The sequence below is a fragment of the Paenibacillus alba genome (genome assembly GCF_013204855.1).
GTDB lineage: Bacteria > Bacillota > Bacilli > Paenibacillales > NBRC-103111 > Paenibacillus_E > Paenibacillus_E alba.
The window spans coordinates 72,127-96,208 of sequence record NZ_JABMKZ010000012.1 but is presented as its reverse complement, the minus strand read 5'-3'; the positions used below and the strand labels follow the sequence as shown (position 1 = coordinate 96,208).

General features: G+C 47.4%; 19 protein-coding genes. 1 reads left to right on the top strand and 18 read right to left on the bottom strand.

The window, feature by feature from the left end; translation table 11 throughout:
* Positions 1-168: 168 nt before the first annotated feature.
* The 16 genes from HQN90_RS16875 to HQN90_RS16800 all read right to left on the bottom strand — a co-directional run bounded on the left by HQN90_RS16875 (position 169) and on the right by HQN90_RS16800 (position 20,311).
* The gene (locus HQN90_RS16875; protein WP_173220754.1) at positions 169-699 is read right to left on the bottom strand and encodes a C40 family peptidase; all 531 of its coding nucleotides are present in this window, start codon (positions 697-699) and stop codon (positions 169-171) included.
* A gap of 180 nt (positions 700-879) precedes the next feature.
* Entirely contained in the window at positions 880-2,052 is a 1,173-nt protein-coding gene (locus tag HQN90_RS16870; RefSeq protein WP_173220752.1) for a response regulator transcription factor, read from the bottom strand.
* A gap of 2 nt (positions 2,053-2,054) precedes the next feature.
* Positions 2,055-3,884, bottom strand: a complete 1,830-nt coding sequence (locus HQN90_RS16865) for a sensor histidine kinase (protein WP_420851055.1) — start codon at positions 3,882-3,884, stop codon at positions 2,055-2,057.
* Positions 3,885-3,969: 85 nt separating this feature from the next.
* The gene (locus HQN90_RS16860; RefSeq protein ID WP_173220750.1) at positions 3,970-4,851 is read right to left on the bottom strand and encodes a carbohydrate ABC transporter permease; all 882 of its coding nucleotides are present in this window, start codon (positions 4,849-4,851) and stop codon (positions 3,970-3,972) included.
* 16 nt (positions 4,852-4,867) lie between these two features.
* On the bottom strand, positions 4,868-5,758 hold the full coding sequence (locus HQN90_RS16855) for an ABC transporter permease subunit (RefSeq protein ID WP_173220748.1): 891 nt from the start codon (positions 5,756-5,758) through the stop codon (positions 4,868-4,870).
* A gap of 96 nt (positions 5,759-5,854) precedes the next feature.
* The gene (locus HQN90_RS16850; protein ID WP_173220745.1) at positions 5,855-7,216 is read right to left on the bottom strand and encodes an extracellular solute-binding protein; all 1,362 of its coding nucleotides are present in this window, start codon (positions 7,214-7,216) and stop codon (positions 5,855-5,857) included.
* A 190-nt stretch (positions 7,217-7,406) separates the two neighbouring features.
* Complete coding sequence (locus HQN90_RS16845) at positions 7,407-7,634, bottom strand: hypothetical protein (RefSeq protein ID WP_173220743.1); 228 nt, start codon at positions 7,632-7,634, stop codon at positions 7,407-7,409.
* 59 nt (positions 7,635-7,693) lie between these two features.
* Entirely contained in the window at positions 7,694-8,980 is a 1,287-nt protein-coding gene (locus tag HQN90_RS16840; RefSeq protein WP_173220741.1) for an ABC transporter substrate-binding protein, read from the bottom strand.
* Between the two features lie 104 nt (positions 8,981-9,084).
* Positions 9,085-9,555, bottom strand: a complete 471-nt coding sequence (locus HQN90_RS16835) for a hypothetical protein (protein ID WP_173220739.1) — start codon at positions 9,553-9,555, stop codon at positions 9,085-9,087.
* Positions 9,556-9,647: 92 nt separating this feature from the next.
* The gene (locus tag HQN90_RS39960; protein WP_173220737.1) at positions 9,648-9,896 is read right to left on the bottom strand and encodes a helix-turn-helix transcriptional regulator; all 249 of its coding nucleotides are present in this window, start codon (positions 9,894-9,896) and stop codon (positions 9,648-9,650) included.
* Positions 9,897-10,247: 351 nt separating this feature from the next.
* Positions 10,248-12,551, bottom strand: coding sequence for a DUF4962 domain-containing protein (locus tag HQN90_RS16825; RefSeq protein ID WP_173220735.1), 2,304 nt, complete (start codon positions 12,549-12,551; stop codon positions 10,248-10,250).
* A 60-nt stretch (positions 12,552-12,611) separates the two neighbouring features.
* On the bottom strand, positions 12,612-14,699 hold the full coding sequence (locus tag HQN90_RS16820; RefSeq protein WP_173220733.1) for a heparinase II/III domain-containing protein: 2,088 nt from the start codon (positions 14,697-14,699) through the stop codon (positions 12,612-12,614).
* Positions 14,696-15,463: an SDR family NAD(P)-dependent oxidoreductase gene (locus HQN90_RS16815; protein ID WP_173220731.1), complete on the bottom strand. Its 768-nt coding sequence runs from the start codon at positions 15,461-15,463 to the stop codon at positions 14,696-14,698. The genes HQN90_RS16820 and HQN90_RS16815 overlap by 4 nt, the downstream gene beginning before the upstream one ends.
* A 275-nt stretch (positions 15,464-15,738) precedes the next feature.
* On the bottom strand, positions 15,739-17,592 hold the full coding sequence (locus tag HQN90_RS16810) for a cache domain-containing sensor histidine kinase (protein WP_173220729.1): 1,854 nt from the start codon (positions 17,590-17,592) through the stop codon (positions 15,739-15,741).
* Entirely contained in the window at positions 17,589-18,629 is a 1,041-nt protein-coding gene (locus tag HQN90_RS16805; RefSeq protein ID WP_173220727.1) for a response regulator transcription factor, read from the bottom strand. Before HQN90_RS16805 ends, HQN90_RS16810 begins: the two co-directional genes overlap by 4 nt.
* 86 nt (positions 18,630-18,715) lie before the next feature.
* Positions 18,716-20,311: an extracellular solute-binding protein gene (locus HQN90_RS16800; RefSeq protein WP_173220725.1), complete on the bottom strand. Its 1,596-nt coding sequence runs from the start codon at positions 20,309-20,311 to the stop codon at positions 18,716-18,718.
* A 326-nt stretch (positions 20,312-20,637) separates the two neighbouring features.
* Here HQN90_RS16800 and HQN90_RS16795 point away from each other — a divergent pair, with 326 nt between their 5' ends.
* Complete coding sequence (locus tag HQN90_RS16795; RefSeq protein WP_173220723.1) at positions 20,638-21,684, top strand: DUF7309 domain-containing protein; 1,047 nt, start codon at positions 20,638-20,640, stop codon at positions 21,682-21,684.
* A 408-nt stretch (positions 21,685-22,092) separates the two neighbouring features.
* Here HQN90_RS16795 and HQN90_RS16790 read toward each other — a convergent pair whose 3' ends face one another.
* Together HQN90_RS16790 and HQN90_RS16785 are read right to left on the bottom strand one after the other, a co-directional pair.
* Positions 22,093-22,974 (bottom strand): carbohydrate ABC transporter permease, encoded by an 882-nt coding sequence (locus HQN90_RS16790; RefSeq protein ID WP_173220721.1) that lies wholly within the window; start codon positions 22,972-22,974, stop codon positions 22,093-22,095.
* Between the two features lie 16 nt (positions 22,975-22,990).
* Entirely contained in the window at positions 22,991-23,953 is a 963-nt protein-coding gene (locus HQN90_RS16785; RefSeq protein ID WP_173220719.1) for an ABC transporter permease, read from the bottom strand.
* Positions 23,954-24,082: the final 129 nt, after the last annotated feature.

Genomic DNA, 24,082 nt, shown 5'->3' with positions numbered 1-24,082 from the left:
TGTTAGCGTCATTATACCTTTTTTTAGGTAAAGTGGTACATCCCTCGTTCATTTGCAGCCCCTCGAGTCTCGCAAACAACAAAAAAGCCCACCATACGGATATGATGAGCTTCCTGCTTCCTGCTTCCTACCTCCTTGCCTTGGGCAAGGATTTCGTGAGGGATGAAATTAAAGACGACGACCCGTAATGAATCTATCTTTCCAATAGCCTGTGTTCATATCACGAATGACGACACCCGAACTTGTCGTGTTGCTGATGAACTTCCCGTTTCCTATATAAATGCCGACGTGATTGATCTTACCCGGCTTGCTCACGCTGAACATAACCAGATCGCCTTTTTGCAAGCTTGACTTACTCTTGACAACTGTCCCTACCTGCGTTTGTGCGCTTGAGCCCCAAGGAATGGTGATGCCGTTCTGGCTGAATACCATTTGCGTAAAAGCAGAACAGTCCAGAATGAGTCGTTTGGTATCTCGGACGCCAAAGCCATATCGGACCTTACCGATATAGGATTGTGCAGTTCGTATTATACTGTCTGCTTTGCTGGAGCTTATGGCATTCGCAGCAGCGGTTGTGTCGACAGTCGCAGCTTGAGCGGCAGGCGGGTTCAGGAACATAGTCCCGGATGTTAATAAGGATAAACTTAGGCTGATCCCCACTAACGATTTGCTAAGGCGGTTCTTCTTCATTGCTTGCATGATTGGATGTCCTCCTTCATGGATCGTGTGTGATGGTCGGGGTATTTCCCCTGGAACTACCATATCACACCTGAACCTCCCGAGATTTACCAAGGGGTGAAGAAAGACCTGTCAGGCCTAGCGTTGAGAGCCAACCTTAAAATTCCATGAGAATTTCCTTTGCGTCAATCCCTTGACGACTCAAACCATCTGTGTATGCTCCTGACGGTAATCCGAAGGCGTTACGCCATACTTCTTGCGGAACACCTGCGAGAAGTGCCGCATGTCTTGGTAGCCGATGCGTTCGGCGACATCGGCCAGCTTCAGCTTGGGATTCAACAGCAGCTGTTTCGCTTGCTCCAGGCGAAGATGCGTGACATATTCCTTAAAGCCCTGCCCCGTCTTCTGCTTGAAAAGCTGGCTGAAATAAACGGGGTTCAGATAGACGATGGAGGCCACCTTCTCCAAGGACAGATCGGCCTGATAATGCGTGCGCATATACTGGAGCGCAACTTCGATAGAGCGGTCGCTGCCGCTGGCATGGTGCTCGTAGACCTGCGTCGTGGATGCTTGACGCATACGCTGCACTTCAGCGGGCACAGCCTGGAAATGCTCGATCAGCTCCGTGTTCATGATTTGAAAGGGAACCTTCAAATACTTCACTAGATGGCTGCGCAGCTCATCGACCAGTTGGTTCACGCTGGCACCGCTCGGCAAGGTGACGAGGCCAAGCAGGCTCTTGTTGTCGTGCACCGTTACGAAGCCCTTGCCGTAGCGCTCGATCAGCTCCTGAAGAACATTCTCGATGATGTAATTCTCGAGAAAGACCGGCTTGTCGCTCTCCATTTTGACCATGATCAGGTGGAAATACGGGTGCTGCTCCATGAACGGCCCCATATCAATGCGGCCTGTATCCAAGCCTTGCGCGAATCGTTGGAAGACGGCTTCCTGCAAATATTTGCGATTCGCCTTCAGCAGCTCGGCATCCTCGATCAGCTCTGTCTCGCGTGCGATTTCTTCGCTCAGCTTCCCGATCATATCGCCGAGAACCTCTTTGCCAATCGGCTTCAGCAAGTAATCCTTCGCTCCTAGCCGCACAGCCTCTTGCGCATAGGAAAACTCCGAATACGCGGAGATGACCACCCATTTCACATGCGGGTAACGGGTACGCGACATATTCATAAACTCCAGGCCTGTCATGCCGGGCATGAGGATGTCGGTAAGTACAATTTGAATGCGGTGGCTGCGCAGCAAGGCGATAGCTTGCTCCGCATTCGCGGCAAGATGGATATTATGCTCTGGAAAGCGATTCTGCAGCGTACGCTGAATGCCTTCGCGAATGACCGTTTCATCATCTACGATGAGAATGTCCATGGTTACACGCCTTTCCGGGGGAGCGGCATCGCAATCGTAACGGTCGTGCCCTCCCCTTGTTTACTATGAATACGGAGTCCGTAGATTTCTCCGAACATTAAAACGATACGCCTGTGAACATTGGTAAGCCCAATGCCCCGTCTGGTTTTCACATCGGTGCCCGGCAGCGTCTGTTCCAGCTGAAGAGCAGCCATTTTCTGACCATCATTCTCGGTTGATTCTGCTGCCAGCATGGCCTGCATCTGACGCAGCGCGCTCTCTTCGATGCCAACACCGTTATCAGCAATGATAATGCGCAGCTCATACTCGCAGAGTTCTGTTGAGACTTGAAGGGTTCCCGGTCGATCCAGCGGCTCGAGGCCATATTTGACGGCGTTCTCGATGATCGGCTGCAGCGTCATCTTCGGCAGCACGACATCCAGACATTCCGGATCAATGTGCAGCTCCGTACTCACTCTGCCTTCAAGCCGATTCTCAATAATCGTCATGTAGTGCCGCATCTGATCCAGCTCCTGCCTCAGCGTCGTCTTAGAGGCCTCCTGCCAGTCGCTGCTGTACCGGAACATGTGGGACAGGGCTAAGATCACTCTGCCCAATCGATCGTTCTCACGCTCATCCAGCATCCAGTAGATCATATCCAGCGTATTGTAGAGGAAATGCGGATTGACCTGCGACTGCAGAGCTTGCAGCTCGGCATTCTTCTCACTCATGGAAGACAGCGTAATCCGCTCAATGAGCTCATCCATGCGATTCACCATGCGATTGAACGAGGAAACCAAGGAATTGATTTCCTCGAACGATTTGACCGTCACTGAGCCTTTGAAATTCCCCATCTCCACTTGCTTCATCTCCCGAATGAGCAGCTTGAGCGGTGAAGCAATATTCCGGGACACGATGCTCGCCAGCACGGTCGAAAGCAGAATCAATACAAGAATGACGACGTATAGATACTCCCGTGTTTTCACGACCTCGGCATTGATGTCGCTTTTGGGCGTCAAGCCGAAAACTGTCCAATCCGACATCTTCGCCTTCGCGGCGACAATGAGCTGACCCGTCCTGTCGTCCACGATGATCTCACTGGCTTGCGGACGCGGCAGTCCGTCGAATGACGGCATACTCACCTTCTCGCTTGCCGTCGAGGCTATCATCCTGTCTTCCCGGTCCACAATGTAGACCTGACTGTTCGGGCTGATCGTGACGTTGGAGAGTGCAGCCAGAATCGGCTGCGGATTCGTTTCAATCAACATGACCCCAATCATCCGATGGTCCGATAAATCGTAAAGCTTGCGGCCGAAGACGAACAGCGTATCCTTTTGAAACCGATTAATGACAGAACCTTTATAGAGACCCAGCCACACCATTTCTCCCGAAGAATCCATCAGCTTCTTATACCACTCCGAGTTGGCGTAATCCGTATCAATGACACTGTCAAACCCGCGTTCGTAGTTATAGTTTTTGCCTGCATTGGTCACCACATGTATCCCCACGATGTCATCGCGCGAGTAATAAATAGCGCCAATAATATTCGTAATCGTTCGCTCATTAATAATGCTGACGGTCTCATCCCTGCTCGAATCCCGCTCCTGAATGAGCCTGAGCATTTCGTAGTTGCTGTTAAGGGACTTGGTAATGCTGTCATACCCTTGAAGCAGCAAATCAAATAAACCCACCGTTTGGGAAATATTTTTCTCTGCCAAATCGCTGATTTTACTATGGATAATGTCCGTCGTTTTCTTGTAATAAACCACGCTCACCAGGAGCACGAGAACTAACATACAGGAGATAAAGAGTAAAAACAGCCGATTATGAATGGAATGCAGTCCCCGTGTCACTGGATCGTCGTTCCCCTTTCCGTCAGTAGCTACTGGCTATTTTATCAAGACCGCCTCCGAAATAGCAAAAAAGAGAGGGGTGAAGTTAACCCTTCACCGCTCCCGCTACCATACCTTTTGTAATTTTATCAGCTAATAAGAAATAAATAATGATGACCGGCAATGCGCCCAGAACAAGGAATGCACCAATGGCTCCGTAGTTGACGGAATACTGACTCACGAAACTGTTGACCCCGAAAGGCAGCGTCTTGAGCCGCTCGGATGAGATAAACGTCGCCGCGAGAATATACTCGTTCCATATGTTGATGAAAGTTAAAATACAGACCGTCATCATCGGCGGTATCGATATCGGCAGAATGATGCTCCAGAAGATCCGGAAAACCCCCGCGCCATCCATCACAGCGGACTCCTCAATTTCAGCCGGAATGGATTTCATGAATCCACTTAGGATGAATACCGCTATCGGCGTTTGGAAAGCGATATAAGGCAAGATGATCGAGATATGCGTGTTCAGCGCGTGCAAGTTTTTGAAAATAATCATGAGTGGCAGCAGCGTCGCTTGCAGCGGCACCATCATCCCAATCAGGAAAATCACCATAACCAGTTGGCCGTATTTCCATTTGAACCGCGCAATCGCGAAGGAGGCCAAGGAGCCCAGCAGGATCACACAGACCATCGTCACCGATGTGACGAACAAACTGTTTTTCAAATATTGAAAATAATGTCCTGCATCGATGGCAGCGGTGAAGTTGCTCCACTGCAGGGCGTGCGGCAGGGCGAAAAATTTGCCCGACAAAATTTCCTCATTCGTTTTCAACGAATAGATAAAGAGCCAAAGCAGTGGATAGACTTGCGTAACCACGAGCAGTGAAAGAAATCCGACGACGATAATTTTGACGAAAGAGAGGCGTTTGCGTCTCCGAATTGTTGCAGGTTTAGCCGCAGCTATCTCCCTTGCCGTTTGCATGGTGACACTCCCCTCCTCATGAAAATCTTTTCTCTAGTTTGTTGAAAATCGTATTGATAATAACCGTTGCTATTAAGCACAAACCAACCAAGAAGGCGGCAATCGCGCTTCCGTAGCCATATTTCATGGACAGGAATGACATGTTGTACATATGCGTCGAAATCACATCAGTTGCATGCGCCGGGCCGCCTGCAGTCATGACCATGACCATGTCGAAAGCTTGCAGGGAGCCGATGAAGGCGAGGACGATCGATATTTTGAAAATCGGAATATTCATAGGGAAGGTAATATGCCAGTCGGCTTTAAGCCCCTCTGCACCGTCAATCCGGGCTGCTTCATAAATATCAGCAGGGATGTTCTGAATGCCGGTAAACTGGATCAATGTATGATAACCAAGGTACTGCCACAGTGCCACGAAGTAGAGCGAGTACATCGCAATCTTGGGTTCTGTCAGCCACGAATGGGTCCAGCTGTGCAAGTTCAGCATGTCTAATACTTGATTCAGCATGCCCCCCATAGTTGCGGGATTATAGATCGTTTTCCACAATTGACCGATGATAACAACGGATAAAATAACCGGTAAAAAGTAACTCGAAACGAGAAAATTCGGTTTTTTGATAAAACGGTTAAGCAGCATCGCCACGCCCAAAGCGATCGGAATTTCAGCCATGGAAAACACGGCAAACATCAAAGTACGGCGAACAGACGGCCAGAACACGGGGTCTGCGAAAAGCAAGGTGTGAAAATTCTTAAACCCGACGAATGTCGAATCGCCGATCCCATTCCAATCCAGTAGTCCGCTGTAAAGCGATACGAGAATCGGGACAAAAACGAGACTGACATAAATGATCAAACACGGCAGTACAAACATGGCAATCGTCCACTTGGAGACTCTTAACACATTCACTAGGCTCGCCTCCTTCATGGCATATACCAATCGGAATTTACCCTCAGCCCCACTCGCGGCGCTTAGGATAAATTCCGATTCGGCTGCTAATTCATCTTATTTTTTGTTCGTGTCGTAAGCTGTTTGGTGTTCTTTTCCTACTTCAGCAGGATCTTTCTTCTGTACGAAGAGGTTTTGGATGCTAGTTAAGTGACCTTGTGCTGTTCCTGGGTTCATCGTGTTGTCGAATGCCAAGTCGCCGCCTTTAACTTGTTTGAACAAGCCAAGCACTTCCATCGCCATGTCGGAGTAACCAGCTGCTTTGAAGTCGCCGTCTACTTTTTGTGCGATACCTACTGCGCCTTTAACAGCGAAAGCTTCTTTAGGGAAGTTAATCATGAAGAAGTTCAAGAAATCTTTGGTTTCTTTCAAATGCTTGCTGTTTGCAGAGATAGCGAACGCGCTGCCTGGTGCCAACATGAACTCATCTGGGTTACCTTTGCCTTTAACTGTTGGGAATTTGAATACGCCCACTTTACCGTTAACGGAAGAAGTTTCGATACCGCCAGTTGCCCAGCTGCCCATGTAGTACATAGCCGCTTTGCCTGTTTTGAACAAGTTTTCACCTGCGTTGTAGTCAAAAGATGTTGCGCCTTCTTGGAATGCGCCAGCTTGGATCAAATCTTCAAAGCTGCTGACTGCGTCTGTGAAAGCTGGATCTGCGAAAGTCTTTTTGCCATCAACAACCGCTTGCAGGAAGCCAGGTCCGCCGTTCGTGCGAAGCAAGACGTTCATAAACAAGAAGGAACCAGTCCAGGAATCTTTTTCACCGATAGCCATTGGCTGAATGCCTTTGCCTTTCAGTGTTTTGACAGCTGCAACCATTTCTTCGAATGTTTTTGGTACTTCAACGCCAGCTTGTTTGAACAAGTCTTTGTTGTAGTAAACAAGTCCGATGTTGTTGCCGTCTGGAAGCGCGTAAATGTTCTTGTCGAACGTGTACCAGTCAAGGATACCGTCTTGGAACGTTGCTTTCAGGCCGTTTTGCTCAACCATATCGTTCAGCGGAGCGAAAAGCTTAGCATCAACGAAAGGTTTCATTTGTGCCGCTGGATTCACGATCGTGATATCCGGAACTTCTTTGGAAGCTGCTTGTGTTTTCAATTTCAGCTTTTGTTGATCCGTGTTCAAGGAGTCAAGCTCGATTTTGATGTTTGGGTTTTTCGTTTGGTAGTCGTTGACGATTTTCTTCAACATCCCGTTTTTCGGGTCCGTTGGATCGGGATATATGTTTTGGAACGTGATGGTGATGTTCTCTTTTTTCTCTGCTGTGCTGGTCGTAGCCGCTGGCGTTGCTGCTGCTTTGGCATCTGGTGTTGCTGTGCTCGTGCTTGTACCGCTGCCTGAACCACATGCTGTTAAGCTGATTGCCAGTAAGCTTGCGCCGATAACTTGAAGACCTTTATATTTTTTTACCAATGTGAATCCCCCTCGTTTGTTTGGTGATCTTGATGTCCTTATTATTGCGCGAAAATGGGAGTGCTTACAATGTGGGAACTATAGGTTTGATGTTTACTTTTTATAGGTATATGGAAAATGACGAAAAAGCACCGACTGTACAACCCCACATTGAGATTGTTCAGTCAGTGCTTTGATTAATACGTGATAACTAAATACCCTTTTTAAAATTTACTATGATATCAAAAGCAACAAAAACTAAACCACCTATTATAAGTATCCAAGGCAAAGTATAAATATATTCAGGAAGGGGAAAATCCTTCACAGTGCCTTTCGTTTCAACCATTTGATAATAAATGAAATATTTCGTCGCCAATTCTAAAAATAATAAGTAAAATGCGCCTGAAACAATTAACAAAGTACCTGCTATTTTGTTCAAAATACTTCCCTCTTTCGAATATAAATTCCCATATCTCTTTTAAAGTAAGGGAATTCATACTACTTTATTGGCGTTACAAGTATCTCTTGGCCTTTTTCTTCAAACTCCTTTAAAGCTTCATCTGTCGTAATTCTCCCTTGAATTGTTTGATTCAGTAACTCCGAACCGACTGCTGCAATTTTAGAAATCTTTTTTGTATCTACGTGGATTGATTCTCTTTGATTATAAGTCACTTTATAATCGTAAAACTTATTAGAAAAATCATCATCATGCATAATATTACTTCTTGAAGTAAGTAAGGGTAAGTTCTGAGATTTAACCTTCGCTACCCCTTCGCTATTAATAAACTTTAATAGATCCCAAGATTCCTTTATGTGAGTGCTATTGCTTATTATTCCAGATAATCCGAATAAAGTTATATTTAACCCTTCCTTATTATCTGAAAAATACGGCAAACTTGCAACTCCATATTCATCTTTGTTATTAAATCCACCTTGAATTATCCTACTATAATCATAAATTGCCATACCCACTTTATTGTTTCCGAAGTTTGGGCCAATTCCTTGTTTCTTAGCAACCATCGGAGTAAACACAATTTTTTTGCTATATAAATCTGCAACCTGCCCCCAAACCTTTTTCCACGACGGTGTGTTTACAACCATTTTATTCCCATCCTCTTGAACAAGACTTAACTCATTCGCGTACGTAAAAATGCCCAAAGCATCAAATGGATCTGGTTGAGGTAAATCCAACCCATATATTCCGTCAGTTTCTAATCTCTTTGATATAGCTTCAGCTTTTTGAACTAAATCGTCCCAATTCTCATGATCTGACGGAGGATCTATATTTAAACTCGAAAATATTTTTTTGTTATAAACCAAACCAAACGAATTAAAAAACGGTGCTAGTCCATATGTTTTCCCATTCCCGTAGACAGATATCATAGTTTTCACAATATCAGCGTAATTATTAAAATCGAAATTGTCTTGTTTCATTAGAGGATCTAACTCTACTAATAAATTTTCATTTACTAGTGTTGTTAATTCTGGCCCTCTTAAAAAGGCAATATCAATCGGATTTTCTTTGATTATATTAACCATTGCATGTATAGGATCATTAATTTTCTTCTCATCTTTACTTATTATTGTATTTAGATCAAGAATATTGATTTTTACATCAGGATGAACTAGCTGATATGGTTCAATCCAATTTTGCCGTACTTGTTGCGAATCCTCTGCTAAAATTGTAAGCTGAGTATTTTTTTCTTCTTTAGAGGTAGTTTGACAACCACTAGTTAAGAATATTATACAAGATAAGACAGTTAGCCCAAGCACAATGTTTTTCATCTTTGAGTTCACACCTTTGTATTATTTCAGAATGATTAATGGAAAGGGAGATTGATTCACTCAATCCCCCTTTTGTGTGGTGAATTATCTATTTAATTAAAAACTTAACCTTGGGGATCGTGTGAAGTCCAAGAGTTGCCTGCTTTTTGAGGGAAATCGGATTCAACATTATAATAATGATCATCCCCATACCAGTGGGTTACTGTATAGTTACCTACATAACCAGTCAGATACTGGTACCCAAAAAAGTAAATTTTCTCACCTGAAGTAAGCGTGTATGTAAGAGTTTTAGTCCAAGTATCCGTATCTACCCATTGCACGTTCGTTGCATAAGAAAATGAACTTTTAAAAGAAGCAGTGGCTGTAATACTAACAGTAGTAGTACTTGTTACTGTTCCCGCTAGTGAAACTGTTAGATTTCCACAACCTACACAGTTAGAATCACTATCCAATAAATGGTAGGCAGTTGCGATGTTGTACGTTGTTTTAGTGTTTTGATAAGAATCTGCAAATGCAGATGACGCCATGCTAAGCATTAAGATTAATGCAAATGCCATTGAATAGATTTTTTTCATTTTTTACTATTCCTCCCATTTTTTCACCACACAAAAAAATTAAACCACAGTTTTGTATTACAGTAAATACTTCATATGTAAAAATATGTAATTTATACATTGCTCAAAATCATGATTATTAGCATTGTCTTGGAGCTCACATTTAGCTTCTTATTTATATTTTGTAAATGAGTTCTAACCGTATTTTTGCTTATTGTGAGTATACTGGCAATTTCTTTGTAATTATAATCATCTACTACCCAGTGAAGTAAAACTTCTTTCTCTCTTTCTGTTAGATCATTTATTTTAAATAAATTTGTCCTTAGCGCTGCATTTCTTTTTGTAAGATGCGGTTCTATCAAAATAACCCCCCTTCTTAATACATAAATTCCCTTTTTATGACATTTAATATTTAACCATACTTTTCTTTGTGCAGTAAATACTTCATTTTACAAACTATATATTAAATGTATTTTATTGTATTTTATATTGAGTAATAATTTTAAAATTAAGGAAAATAATAGTTTGAATTAATTTTATTTTAAGTATTTTACTGGATACTATAAATTGATCTCCCATTTTTTAAACCACATAAACTGATATGTGGTTTTTTTTGATATTCATCAAAAGAAGCTAAATCAACAAAAAGACCGACCCATTCGCTTGATAGACGAAATGGAATCGATCTTTATAGATAAGTTCAATATAGAAACTTAGTAAGCCTTAGGTACCTCAACTTTATTCGTGACACCATCTTCGGTGAAATAAATATACGCGTCGAAGCCCTGGTCATCCATGAAGTAGGATACGTATTTCGGCTCGCCATGCTTGATCGGCACAAGCAGTGTCGCAATCCGGTGGCTGCGCGCCGGCTTGGTTGCCGCCTTCAGGTGCCAATGCTGCGGCAAGCCCTCGATCTCGGCCGGATCGACGTCCGCGAAGCCTTGATGCTGCGTCAGCTCCAAGTCGCCGGAGGAGCAATAGACGAAACGACCGTCCATGTCCGCTTTGCGGCCCTGGACTTTGAAGTTCTGTCCGTTCAGTTTCATCTCGTACAGGGTCTGGAACAGCCAATCGACCGAACCTGTCTGCGACAGGTCGATATGATCAACGACCACAACATACGTGCCGAAGAAGTACAATTCGCGCACATAGCGCTCCAAATACGGCACGTTCTCAAGATACGCCGCCGTGGCGTTGCTGCGAGAGTAGCCATAGCCCTTGCGCTGCTCGGCAATTTCTACGAAGCCGCTGGCTGCCATGTTCAGCACTTTATTTTTCTCGGCGTATTGACCGTGTCCGTCGATCAAAATATTGTTCGTTGAACGCGTCTGCCGACGCCAGTTCATATGCATCGTGCTGTTGAACGCCACGTAATAGCCGCTTTCAATGGCCAGCGGTTCGCCGTAGGCATGCAGCAGGAAGCCGTTTTGGTCGCCATGGCTATGGCTGACAGAGCCGTACTTGCTGCTCTTCGTCAGCAGCATGATATGCCTTTCCGGATCAGCCATTTGCGAGTGAAAGGCCACCCAGCCAATGTCGCGGAACCATTTGACCGACTCTATATTGGCATTGGTAGGCTCAACCGCTTCTATTTGCGGATAATCGTGGCGGTACACCATTTCATCAAAACGGAAATCCCACCAGCCATAGTTGTAGAATTTCATTTCGGAATCCGTATCCGTTTCCCGAGCCCGCTCGAAATACCATTGATATAGACCATTTCCGGTGACACCGGCAAACTGCCGGATGTTAAATCCCGTTTTTAAGCTGACCGGATCGCCAAGCGTGGACTGATCCCCGAAGCTTGCGCGAAGGGTGTCCGGACTGAAGGCATACAGCGGGAAATCCCCCGTTTTCGTGAAAAAGGGCCTTTTATAAAAATCAATACTCGTATATTTTTTCAGCAAATTCATCGCTTCCGTGACAAAAGCCATCCCAGTCGTCCAATACATCGGACCCTCCGCCCAGCCTCCATCCGGTCCGCCCCAAGGCGAATATAAGCACGCATAGTATTCTAAGGTGTAATCCAGCCACTCACGGACTTCCGGCTCTTCCTCCAGCAAAGTAATGCAGCTAGGCACCAGAACGCTCGAAAGAGAGCGCACCGCATGGCTGTCGAAGGGCACATGATGAATCTTCGAATGCTCGATAACGTGCTGGGCGATTTGACGCGTGCGCGCAAGCAAAACACGACGCACAAGCGCGCGCTCATCCTCGGATAACACGGCATGCAGCCAATCATAACCCCAGGCTATCGCGCCTGCCATACGGAAGGAAGCTTCATCGTTGTAGTCACGGCATGTTGTACCGTTTACATCCCATGAACAGACATGCAGCAGCCACGTTTTGGCTCGGTCCAATAAGGCATCATCTTCCGTTAAAGTACCCGCCACGGCAAGATGACGAATCGCATAAAGCACTTCTTGCGTATCCATATACATTTGACGCCACAAATTGGCAACACGCTTATTGCCTGGATAAGGCTGCGGTTCAGCAATCAGCTCACGGTCAATCCAAGGCTTAACGGATTTATCATAAAAAACGTCAAACCCGCAATAACCTGGATCAGCAGCTAATTGACTGCGAAAAGCCGCTATTTCCGCGGATTGCAGCCATAATCTTGGATGCTTCGCAGTTGCTTCCGCATAACGGCGCTCTCGGCTTGGCAGCGGAGTTTCCGGCAAGTGAGGCGGTACCTCGAAGCGACGCACTTGGCTCCAAGCGGTCTGTGAGCCTCCCTCTTCAAGTAGCGCATAACGCCAGAAGTAGGTACCAGGCTCCATCGCTTGATCCGGTGTATACAAATTATACGGAATTGGTTGAATCGTCAGCGTGTCTGCCTGCGTGAACGCATCGGTAGAAGAGATTTGCAGCACATAGCGATCTTGCTCCAGCTGCGCTGGGATCCACGTGAAGCGAGGAGGGTTCTCCAGTAAAGCCGTTTGCTCATTCGGTTCGTATTGTACGGTTAATACGCCGCTCTGCGGTTCGTATAATGGCGACAGTCGTGTCATATCCATTCTCCTCCCGAGGGTTGTCTCTACGTGAAGCCTTCTCTTAGTTAAAGCTTTCTCCTAGTTAAAAAGCAAGCCTTGATCATCTTTTAATTGAATACGTGTGATGCTATGTGAAAGATCAGGTACGGAAATAGCGATTTCCTTATCCGAAAGGCGGGTCAAATCTACTGGGCTGCCAGCACGGTAAATATGGATAAAATCAGCACGGCGATCCTGACGACGGTGAAGCATTGCCGTAAGCGGTTGACTCGGGTCGACAGCATCACCCGGTGTCTTCACAGCCAGCAGCTCATCGCCTGGCTGTACAAGCGCCGTATGGAACACGGTTGCCTCCGTATGAAGTGAAACTCCAAGCTCATAAGAGGCATGCAGCTGAGCTGCGCCATTCCCGTTGGCTGTTTCAGAAGCAAGGTATTGACCGACAATGGGCAGCGGTCTTTCCAATCCAAGGGCATCTGAGGGAGCATCCTTTGCTGCGATTAGAAGCTTGTAGACTTCGTCCATGCCATACGGCTGCTGCCCGGCTTTCGGCTCAACAACGGGATGCATCCACCATTCCATGCTTTTCGATTCTTCACCCGCCAGCTCGACTTGGAACCAATCGAGCAGCCACTCCCCCGTCAACAGCAAATGACGATTCATCGTGCAGCCCTCGTAGCCGTCCGTAGACTGCAGCCAAGTGTACACCGCAGTTTCTGTTGCCTCATAGCGGACACAGCGCCCTTCATGAGGCGCTTGTGAGCGCCCATCCAGCGACACGGTATTGTGGCTGGCCGTTTCGGCAAACCACGATTTCCGCATGGACGAGCCGTAAGGCACCATCCCCAAATCGGGCGTCAAGGTTTGCGCCTTGTGCATCAATGTCAGATGCAGCTTGTCGTAGTGGCCGTGGGAACCGCCATGCTCGCCGAAATCGGCGAGGAACGACAGCGGGTTCCCCGCTACACGGCCAAGCACGAAGCCGGAGTCCGGCCAGAGCCGCGCCGGCCGCGAGCCGGGCGAAGCAACGCCGGCAGCCTCGCCAGAGCCATAGAGCAGCGCTTCGAGCTGCTCCCCGCCGGCAGCGCCTAGCTGCCGGTACGCTTCGCGCAGCACCGGCGCGAGGCCGGCGATGCCGTAGATCGCGAGCCCCTGCTCCGCGATCTCAGCGATCTCGCGCGCGTAGGGATCGCGCGCGAGCGGCCCGTCATGCAGCGCGGGCAAAGCGCCTTGGTCGTCGGCCATATCGGCCAAGACCTCGAGCATGCCGCGCATGGATTGTCCCTCTGCGCCGGTCGTGGCGTAGAGATCGATGCCGAAACGCTGCGCCATCTCCGCAGAGATCAAGTACGCCCGAAGCACGAAAACGTGATAGTACGTGCTTCCCTCGAACTCCATCTGATCGGGCTTCACGCCGATCGATAGATGATGCTTGAAGCCGCCTTGGCCTTCAATGAGCGCCTCCAGCGCCGCTTGCTCCCCGCGGGCGGCGTAGACGCAAGACAATGACGCGTTCAGCCAAGCGGTGTAGTTGTTCTCCGCATTGTTCCGCTCATGGATAAGGATGTGCCGGTATTCTTCCATGCTCCCGGCGAGCAAGCCGAGGAACGCGTCAATCGCCGCTTGCTCTGCCACCTCGAAGACAACCCCCTCATCGCGCAGCAATAAGTACGCGCGAATCAGCGTCGTGGACCAGATCGCTTCCGTCAGCGCCTGGTGAAAAGCGCGCCCCTTCAGCATCCAGCTTTGCGCCTCCGGATGCACGGGATAAAGCGGGAACTGCTCGGCGTATTCGACGAGCAGTCTTTTGCTGAGCGACGCATAGGATACTTCGCCCAGCGCCACATAAACAGCAGCCGCCTGCAAAGCCACGCGAGCCAAAGACTGGTGCTTGAACACGAGCCAAGCACCGTGATATTCCTCACCTTCAATGACGCAGCCATGCGGACAGTGAAATGCAGCCGCATCTACGTGCATCGGATCGAACACCAGTTCGGTGTGGTGACGTGGACAAACATACTGGTGCCACCATCCCCCAGGTTCTTTGGGAATCGAGAGGCTGCCTGCTTGCAGCAGCCCGTCGATCTCCTCTTTTAATCGTTGTGCTGTACGGCCTGCCCAAGTCAGTTTCTCCAGCTTTTCGCTTAGCCTCAGCGCCGTACTCATCGCATCATCATCCCGCCATTGATTTCGATCGTTTCACCTGTTACATAGGCAGCCAGATCGGAAGCCAAGTAAAGCACTGCGCCTGCCACATCATCCGGTGTTCCTTCCCGCTGCAGTGGAATGCCGTTGATCGTAGCTTGACGAGCCGTATCCGTCGTAAATGTCGCATGGAACATTGTATTGCCGATAAAACCAGGGGATACGTTGTTAACCGTAATTCCGCTGGCTGCTACTTCTTTCGCCAACCCTTTGGAGAAGGTCAACACCGCTGCTTTGCTTGCTGCATAAATGCTTGAACCCGGTCCGCCGCCATTGTGCGCTGCTACGGACGTCATGTTGATGATGCGGCCGCCGCCTTTGGCTTTCATGCCAGCAAGCACTCTTTTGGACATAAACACGGTGCTTTTCAAATTTACATCCATGATGCGGTCGTACATCTCTTCGAACATCTCTGAATTCTGCACGCGCTGCACGAGGTGACCTGCATTGTTAACGAGAATATCAATCGTACCGCCGAGCGCCTGCTCCACTTCATTAACAAGTCGATCGATTTGCTCCAGGTTCGTCACATCTGCCTGCACTAAGACAGCTTCGCCGCCTGCTGCTTGAATTTCCGCTACAACTTCCTGCCCTTGCGCAACGTTGTTCAAACAATTCACGCCAACTTTAGCGCCATTGCTGGCCAACGCCAATGCGATAGCGCGACCAATCCCTGCGTTAGATCCTGTTACAAGTGCAATCTTGCCCGTTAAATTGATGTTCATATGATTTCCTCCATTTGGTTGTGTAGTTTGTTGATGGTGATGGTATTGAAATGAAATAAGAGCCTCCAGAGACTTCTATCTCGCTTTTTTCAGCCAGTTTAGCCTATATAAGAGGCTTTAAAGACTGCTATTCCCGCAAAATGAGGCAATTCGACCAATCCCTATACAAATAAGAGCCCCTAGCAGCTTCTATTTCCGAGGTTAGCGCCTATTTTGTTGGAATAAGAGTCCCTCGAGACTCTTATTCCCCCCCACGAATACCCCATCACGCCAACTCAGCCGCGAATGCGAGGCCGCGCCGTCTCCGGCATGGTCATCGTCAAGCGGGTGCCTTGGCCCCAATCGCTGTCAACCGAGAGGCCATAGGCTTCGCCGAACACCATTTGAATCCGTCGATGGACGTTCATCAACCCGATGCCTCCGCGCTCCAAGCTGCCCTTCCCTTCGGCTTCTTCCGGTTCCGCCAACCGGTTCTCCTCCAGCTTCTTGCGAAGCTCAGTCAATCGTTCCGGCTTCATGCCGATGCCATTGTCTTCGATGAAGACTTGGAATAAGCCGCCTTCTTTGCGAGCATCGATGCGAATGTAATGATGCGATTCCACACCGTCAGGGAAAGCGTGCTGGAAAATGTTCTCGATCAGCGGCTGCAGCGTCAGCCGCACCATTTTCTCGAGCAGCAGACTAGGCGGGATCGCTACGTCAATCTCGAATTCTTTGCCGGTACGATGCTGCAAAACAATCATATAATTGCGCACATGGTTCAATTCATTGGCAACGGTTATTTCTTCTAAGTTGGTCTGCACCGAATAGCGAAGCATGAAGGCCATGGCTTCCACCATCTCCGTAATTTCACTGGAATCCTGCACAATTGCATAGCAATTGATCGTTTCCAAGGTGTTATACAGGAAGTGCGGATTAATCTGCAATTGCAGCGATTGAAATTCTGCCCGCTGTCTCTCCAGCTTCGTTTCGCCTAATTCCAGCGCATTTTTCTGCTGCTCCAGCTCAGCCTCATACACGCGCTCAATCATATCCGAGAGACGTGTTACCATCAGGTTATAGCTGTGAATGAGTCCGCCGATCTCATCCGTCCGGCCAATCTCGTCGATGTACTGCCAGTTCCCCTTTTCCGTCTCCCGCATGCTCTCTTTCAATTCCCGAATAGGAGCGATAATGGAGCGGCCGAAGCGATAAGCAAGCCACAAGGCCACGATTAACGTAACCAAACCAACAATCAGCGTCGTTGTTCGGATCGTATCCGCAGGTCGGCGCAGCTCTTTTACAGGCATAGAAGCCACCAGATTCCAATCGGAGTAAGCCGATTTCCGCGACACAAACATACGTTCTTCCCCATTGTATTTATGAATGAACGTTTGATTGCCGCTGGCCAGAATTAAGGATGACAATTCATCTTTCGGTTTGCGCTGGCCCATCGTAGGCGGATAAATGTAGTTCCCGGTATCATCAACGATGAAGAAAAACCCTTCCTTGCCCAAGCTGACGCGGTCCCACGTCTTCGCAAGCTCCGAGAGCTTAATCTCAATAGCGGCTACACCGCGATTCTCATCTCCATAGGACGGTCCCCGCACCTTGCGGGCCATCGTGACAACGGAGCCTTGGTCGATAGGACGAATGCTCATATTGAGCAGGGCGATTTTGCCGTCACCCGCAATTTTCATCAGGTTATCGTATTGCTCCTGTACGAGCACCGGATCGAAGTTGAGCAGGTTCTGGTTCTCATAAATGACCGAGCGCCCATGCTGCCCAACGACATAAATCATATTCAACTGTTTATATAAGGTAACGACGGACTGCACCGACGCCTCGGCAAATTTTTTGATTTTATCGGAGTAAACATAATATTCATAAGAATCATCCGGCTTCATTTCCATAAAAGACCGCACATCGGAGTTAGACGATACCGTGTTGCTTAACAGCTCATAAGCCTGCAAATAGCTATCTGTCTGGTAGCTAGCACTGTCGATCATTTGCTCCATATACTGCTTCACCTGACCATCAAGCGCCTTGGACGATTGGATATAGGAGAAAGCACCGACAGACAGCAGTGACAAGATGATAACAATGAGAAAATACGAGTAGATTTGGCCTGAAAGCGTCTTTCTTCTCATGTACGAATGCCCATTTGTTGGCGGTACTCCGAAGGGAGACAGCCTTCATACTTCTTGAATGTCTTCGTAAAATGGGGATGATCGGCGTAACCGACCTCTCCGGAAATGTCCGTGATGCGCCACTGCGGCTGTTCAAGCAGCTTCTTCGCCTTCTCCATCCGTCTGCGCGTTCGGTACTGCACAAACGTCTCTTGCGTGCTTTGTTTGAACAATTGGCTGAAATAAGAGGGATTCAGTCCGATGAAATCAGCCACTTCTTCTAACGAAACTTCCTCCGCGAGGTGGGTCTCGATGTACTGCTTGGCCTCCTCTACCGGGTCCTTCAGCTTCCCCTTGCGCTTCGCACGGAGCTCATCCAGATGTCCATGAACCGCTGCTGTGAACCGGTACCACGCTTCCTGCTCATCAGCGGCACCTGTCAGATCCAGCTCACCCTGCATGAGGTACACATCGCGCACATTGAGTCTTTGGTGCAGAAGGGTGTGAATCTCTTGTAAAATATCTATCCAGCGATTGAGCTTCAATTTATACGTCTTCAACTCATCCTGAATTTCGCTGACAAGGCCTTTCAATTCCGCTTCTTGCAGCATCCAGACCGCATGTTCCATACGGCTTGCCCACTGTTCCAGCTTCGTGACCGCCACGAAAGTCTCTGAACTGACTTTGGTTTTGGTGCGGATCAGCTTCTCCAGCACGTTTTGGAAACCTTTGATATTAACGGGCTTCAGCAAGTACTCTTTTACCCCATAGGAAACGCATTTCTGCGCATATTCAAAATCACCGAACCCTGAGATGACCACCACTTGGATATCTGCATCCATCTCGGCGACCCGTGCGCACAGCTCAAGTCCATCCATTTTGGGCATGCGGATATCGGTGAACAGGAAGTCGGGTCGTTCCTCCCCAATTCGCTGCAGCGCGACTACGCCATTCTCAGCCGTACGCAGGCTTTCGATCGGCAGTTCCGATTGTTCCACGAGCTTTTGCAATCCTTTGCGTATCATCGGTTCGTCATCGACAATGAGTATGCGATACATGAGGAGGTCTCCCTTCTTACCCTTATGAAATGCCTGCTCCCCACGTGCACAGCACGTGAGGAGACGGTCATGCCCAGTTGCTGAGCTTATTTACGCGGCATCGACACAGTCGTACCGGAATCTTTGCTATTGAATTTCTCTGTGGCTTCCTTGATGACATCGTTGCCGCCTTTGGATTTCCACTCTTCCAATACTTTCGGCCAATCCGAAATCGGTTCTTTGCCATACACCATTTTGACCATATGCTGCAAAAGAACCGGAGGCGCTTGGTCGGAAAGCGGTGAAATGTCCACGTTTTTCATTAATGAATCCAAGCGAGGCTCGAAGCTGATGCCGTCGCGGCCTTCATTTTTCAGCGTTGTATCATAGATGTTCATTAATTTCTTGCCTTCATCCGTCAAACTAAGTGTGCCTTTATTATAAGTCGTATCTTGCACTAGCCACAAGAAGGATTGACGGTAACGCTCTTCATCGACGCCTGCGCTGTCTGTTGGAGCTTTGTAGTCAATTTTGCCGTCTACGGTTTTGAAGGTATCGCCTTCGATACCAAACGTGAAGAATTTCTCTGCTTCATCTGACATCATCCAATCGAAGAACTTAATGATTTGTCCGGCATTTTTCACATTTTTATTGATGAAATAAGTCCGTGGCGCTGCGCCGTACAAGTAGTGACCGCCTTTGCCATCCGGGCCAGTTGGGGAAGGGATGATAGCAATACTGCCTGTTGGAACCGTTGTTTTCAGCTGTGTTTCCCATTGCAGCATTTCATTCGCGTTCATGGACCACATGCCTGCTTTGCCCGCAAGGATCGTGTTCTTGAACACGGTCGCGTTGATCGTTGCAAATTCTTTGTTGATCAAGCCTTCGTCAAACATCGTTTTGTACGTTTGCAGCGCTTTCATCATATTCTCAGTATCGAAGAATTTCGGCAAAATTTGATCGCCTTGCTTCTCGAACATCGACAAGTACGGGAACACATCATAAGCACCGAAGAAGGAATCGGCATATTTAAAGTTTTCGCGACCCATGTACGGGTTCTCTACGCCCATTTCCTTGAACTTGCGGAGTACGGTCATATACTCATCTACGGTTTTGGGAACGCCTAGGCCGGCTTTATCCAGCAAATCCTTGCGCACGAAGATCGCGCGGCGGGACGGGTTGGACAAGTACTCCGGAATCGCATAAATTTTACCTTGATACGTCACGCTGTCCCAAGCATCTTTGGGAACCTTTTTCAGCAAGTTCGGGCCATATTGTTTGAGCAAATCATCCAAAGGCATGAATACGCCCGCTTTCACGGAACCTGCCATTTCCTTGCCGTTCACACCGCCGCTGCCTTGTACAACGTCAGGAATATCGTTGGTTGCGAACATTTGAATCATTTTTTGATCATATTCTTTGTGCGGAACCAACACGATATTCATATCAGAGTTCGTCATCTCTTCTAGTTTCTTCACCCATTTATCTTGATTGATATCCGGTGATTTCTCCACATGTCCGAAAGCCAGAGTACGCAGAGAGATGGAGAATTTCGTTTTCTCAGCAGGCTTCGTGCTGGCCGCACCAGCTGTTGCACCCGCAGCGCTTGATGCTTTCGGTTGTTCCGAAGTCTTGGAAGTACAAGCAACCAGCATACTGCTCAACAAGACAGCTGCCATTGTGGTCGGAATCCATTTTTTCATGTATGCCCCTCTTTTCTTTTCGCAAATTGATAACGACATTTACATCTTCATTGTAAAAGCGTTTACAAAATACGGATATGGAATGCCTTTAGTTCGATTTGTCTTTTTTTTAGAATACTGTAAAAATTGGAGATTTCATGCAGGGATTAAGCAGCTTCTATACAAGTTTCGTCGACGTTATAGCTATATCCTACCCTCGTGAAACGCTTTCAACAATGGAATGCCTTATCACTTGCTTGTGTTTTTTTTAGGTTGGCCTCAATAAGGCTTGTCAAATAAACAGGATACCAACATAATAAAATAAAATAATAGTCGGAGGTTTGGAAATGGCCAACTTACAGGCAACTAAGGAAGAGTGGCAGCAGCTTTTTGAAGCAACAATTCAATTTAAAAACCAGGCTCCCTGGAATTGGATGGAAGATGATGATTACTTTCTGATAACCGATCCCGAGAGCAGCGAGCTTGGTTGCTGTGTCGTGTTTGGGGCAGGCAAGATCAGTTATGGTCTCAATGTTTATACAGGACCACAAGCAAGACTATTCCTGCAGGAATTGAGCGGCGTTACTGATCAGTTCGATGATGATCGGATCGAATTAGCTAGATCGATGCGTGCAATCACAGTTGGTTTTGAGAATCGAGATCGGTTGTACAAAGATGATCTCCAATTAATCCGTAATCTTGGTTATAAATTTCGCGGTGCTCACGCCTGGCCGCAATTCCGCAGCTTTGAACCTGGCTTCTTACCAACACAGCCTAATGGTCAAGAAGTAAGATTTCTTATAGCTGCCATAGAGCAAACCATATACGTAGCAGATCGGTTCCGAGAGAATCATGAATTGTACTTTGAACATGACCAGACGGCTGAAGGAACTGGCCAAAAACGTCTGCATCGCATCCCGGAGATCACCTCTTCCGGCGTCTCTTGGTCAGATACGTGGCAGCCTTGGCTAGAAGATGGGGAGCTTCTAACCCCTTATGTGTATCCTAACGAACTGCAGCTTCGCCAAATAGGTAAAAGTTTGAAGACATCAACAGAGGTCTGGCATTCCGACTTTCAATACATTTCCCAAGCATTTGGCGAAAAGGATGAACGAGGAAGCTATCCTCGATTGAGTCTATGGATGAGCGCTTCAACTGGTCTTATATTGACTAGCGAATTAGCAGATAACCACGACTTTGCCCACGACTTTGTGGAACAACTGCTTGATCTTCTCAAGACGTCTGGCTTTAAGCCAAAATCAATCAACGTACGTTCCAATAAGGCTTTTTTCGCTCTAAAGGACAGTACCGATAAGCTGGGTATTACATTGAAATTAAATTTCGATTTGCCTGAGCTTTACATGGCTTTCGAAGAGATCGAAGATTCTTTATAGAAAATATAACTTCTACTTATGTGAAAAACGGCTTCGCCGCCCTGAGAAATCCGCCCCTTGTTAGCGACAAAACCTAGTAAGCGGAACTCCAGGGCGCTATTTAGGCAAATAGCAGGGAAGCGAGGGGCATCGCGGAACTACAGGGTCTTATTTCCACGAAAAGCGCTGAATTTCCCACGAAAAAGCAAAATAGCATACTGTATTTCCCTCAACCTCGCTATAATGCCACTTTTGGCTAGAATAGCGCCCTCTAGTTCCCATACCTCCGCGCTCACCCCAAACATATTAACTCTAATATTTCTAAAAAGGCAGCCCCCCTTAAATCCACCCAGAAACTTATACTTTCTATGCGAAAAACCTAGCCTGCGGCTAGGTTTCATAACTTTTAGTGTTTGTTCCTTCTTTCCATTACGATTTAACAGAACCCACCATCATCCCTTTAACGAAGTGACGCTGCAAGAACGGGTAGATCAGAATAATTGGAATTGTGGCAATGATAATTGTCGCCATTTTGATCCCTTCCGGATCCATGTGAGCCAGCCCGCTGAACTGCGAAGAGTTCGGGTCGATGCTGATGTCCTCCGAAGCGATCAACTGACGCAGCTTCACCTGGAGCGGCCATAGCGCTGGTTTGTTAATATAGTATAACGCATTCTGATACGTATTCCAGTGGCCCACGGCATAGAAAATGCCCAAGGAAGCCATCACCGGTTTAGACAAAGGCAGGACAATGCTCCAGATCATGCGCAGCTCAGAGCAGCCATCTATACGCCCGGAGTCAATTAATTCACTCGGAAGTTGCAGGAAGAACGACCGCATCACGAAGAAGTTAAAGGCACTGATGGCTCCCGGAAGCAGCAAAGCCCAAAGGGAATTCGTCAGGTGCAAATTTTTCATCAAAATAAAGTTGGGAATCAGCGGCGCACTGAAAACCATTGTAATCAGCACCATGATGACAATCGCGTTGCGGCCTGCATATTCAGGGCGCGAAACCGGATAAGCCAGCGATGCTGTGGCGATCAAGTTGATCAGTGTACCTACGATTGTAATGTAGACCGTTACTCCAAAGGACCGCCAAATCGCCGCGTCACTGAACACATATTGATAGTTGATTGATGTAAATTCTACAGGAAGAAACAGAACTTTCCCGGTCACAATGGCTTCCGACGAACTAAAGGATTGAGCCAGCACGTTTAAGAACGGCAGGAGCATCGCTAGCGATAACAGTGTCAGAAAAAGCACATTAAAAACATTAAACGTTTGCCAGCCGGCAGTCGGCTTGCGATTCATAGCGTTCACCTCCGTCTTAGTACAGGCTTTCACCAGTAGTTTTCTTACTCATGATATTTCCGATGACGATGAGCATGACCCCAACGAGGGCTTTAAATAGGCCAATCGCCGTTGTATAGCTGAACTGTTGATTCAATAACCCAGCGGTATAAATATACGTATCTAGAATTTCGCCATTTTCTTTATTCAAAGGGTTCAAGAATACGTAAACACGTTCAAAGCCGAAATCCAGGAACTTCCCGATGTGCAGCAAGAACAAAATCATGATCGTTGGCAGCAGCGACGGCAGCGTGATGGAAATGGTTTGTCTCCAGCGGTTGGCGCCATCTACCTCAGAAGCCTCATATAAATCGGGATTAATCCCTGCTAATGCGGCCAAATAAATGATCGTCCCGTAACCGGAATCTCTCCAAATTCCCGACGTAATCAGTACCGTACGAATCCACGATTCTTCCCCCAAGAAGTACACAGGGTCGAAACCAAGCATCGTAATGAAATGATTCACAGCCCCCGTAGATGGAGAAAGAATACCAATTGCGATACCGCTTACAATGACCCACGAAAGGAAATGAGGCATGTACACTACAGTTTGCAGAATACGCTTGTAGAGGACGACTCTTAGCTCATTCAGCAGCAGAGCCAGAACAATAGGTGCAGGGAAAGCCAGCACGAGATCATAGATCCCAATCAGCATCGTATTCTTCAAAATTTTCAAGAAATCGTAATGGGCGAACATCCGGGCAAAATGCTCGAATCCGACCCACTTGCTCCCGGTAAAACCATCAAAAATGTTGTAATCCTGGAACGCAATGACAGACCCAAGCAACGGTACATATTTGAAAATAATAAAATACAAAATACCCGGCACCGAAATCAGATATAACGCCCTATACTTCCAAAGCTTTCGTAGAAAGCCTTTACCCTTGCTGACCTGTGCGCCTTGTCCCACTTGCTTCACAGCTTGTGCGTTGACCGCCATCCTCTGGCCCCCCTCACTTCAATCTCGTCGATGTTATAGTTCTATCCTACCTTCCTAAAGCGCTTCCAACAATGGAATGCCTTTTCACTGACTTGTGTTTTTTTTAGGTAGAAAAAGCAAATAAAAACT

Excerpts from the sequence above, each read along its gene's own strand:
- HQN90_RS16790 (WP_173220721.1), bottom strand. The coding sequence starts at position 22,974 with ATGAATCGCAAGCCGACTGCCGGCTGGCAAACGTTTAATGTTTTTAAT.
- HQN90_RS16870 (WP_173220752.1), bottom strand. The coding sequence starts at position 2,052 with ATGGACATTCTCATCGTAGATGATGAAACGGTCATTCGCGAAGGCATT.
- HQN90_RS16810 (WP_173220729.1), bottom strand. The coding sequence starts at position 17,592 with ATGAGAAGAAAGACGCTTTCAGGCCAAATCTACTCGTATTTTCTCATT.
- HQN90_RS16840 (WP_173220741.1), bottom strand. The coding sequence starts at position 8,980 with ATGAAAAACATTGTGCTTGGGCTAACTGTCTTATCTTGTATAATATTC.
- HQN90_RS16860 (WP_173220750.1), bottom strand. The coding sequence starts at position 4,851 with ATGCAAACGGCAAGGGAGATAGCTGCGGCTAAACCTGCAACAATTCGG.
- HQN90_RS16815 (WP_173220731.1), bottom strand. The coding sequence starts at position 15,463 with ATGAACATCAATTTAACGGGCAAGATTGCACTTGTAACAGGATCTAAC.
- HQN90_RS16795 (WP_173220723.1), top strand. The coding sequence starts at position 20,638 with ATGGCCAACTTACAGGCAACTAAGGAAGAGTGGCAGCAGCTTTTTGAA.
- HQN90_RS16805 (WP_173220727.1), bottom strand. The coding sequence starts at position 18,629 with ATGTATCGCATACTCATTGTCGATGACGAACCGATGATACGCAAAGGA.
- HQN90_RS16875 (WP_173220754.1), bottom strand. The coding sequence starts at position 699 with ATGCAAGCAATGAAGAAGAACCGCCTTAGCAAATCGTTAGTGGGGATC.
- HQN90_RS16820 (WP_173220733.1), bottom strand. The coding sequence starts at position 14,699 with ATGAGTACGGCGCTGAGGCTAAGCGAAAAGCTGGAGAAACTGACTTGG.
- HQN90_RS16825 (WP_173220735.1), bottom strand. The coding sequence starts at position 12,551 with ATGACACGACTGTCGCCATTATACGAACCGCAGAGCGGCGTATTAACC.
- HQN90_RS16785 (WP_173220719.1), bottom strand. The coding sequence starts at position 23,953 with ATGGCGGTCAACGCACAAGCTGTGAAGCAAGTGGGACAAGGCGCACAG.
- HQN90_RS16800 (WP_173220725.1), bottom strand. The coding sequence starts at position 20,311 with ATGAAAAAATGGATTCCGACCACAATGGCAGCTGTCTTGTTGAGCAGT.
- HQN90_RS16835 (WP_173220739.1), bottom strand. The coding sequence starts at position 9,555 with ATGAAAAAAATCTATTCAATGGCATTTGCATTAATCTTAATGCTTAGC.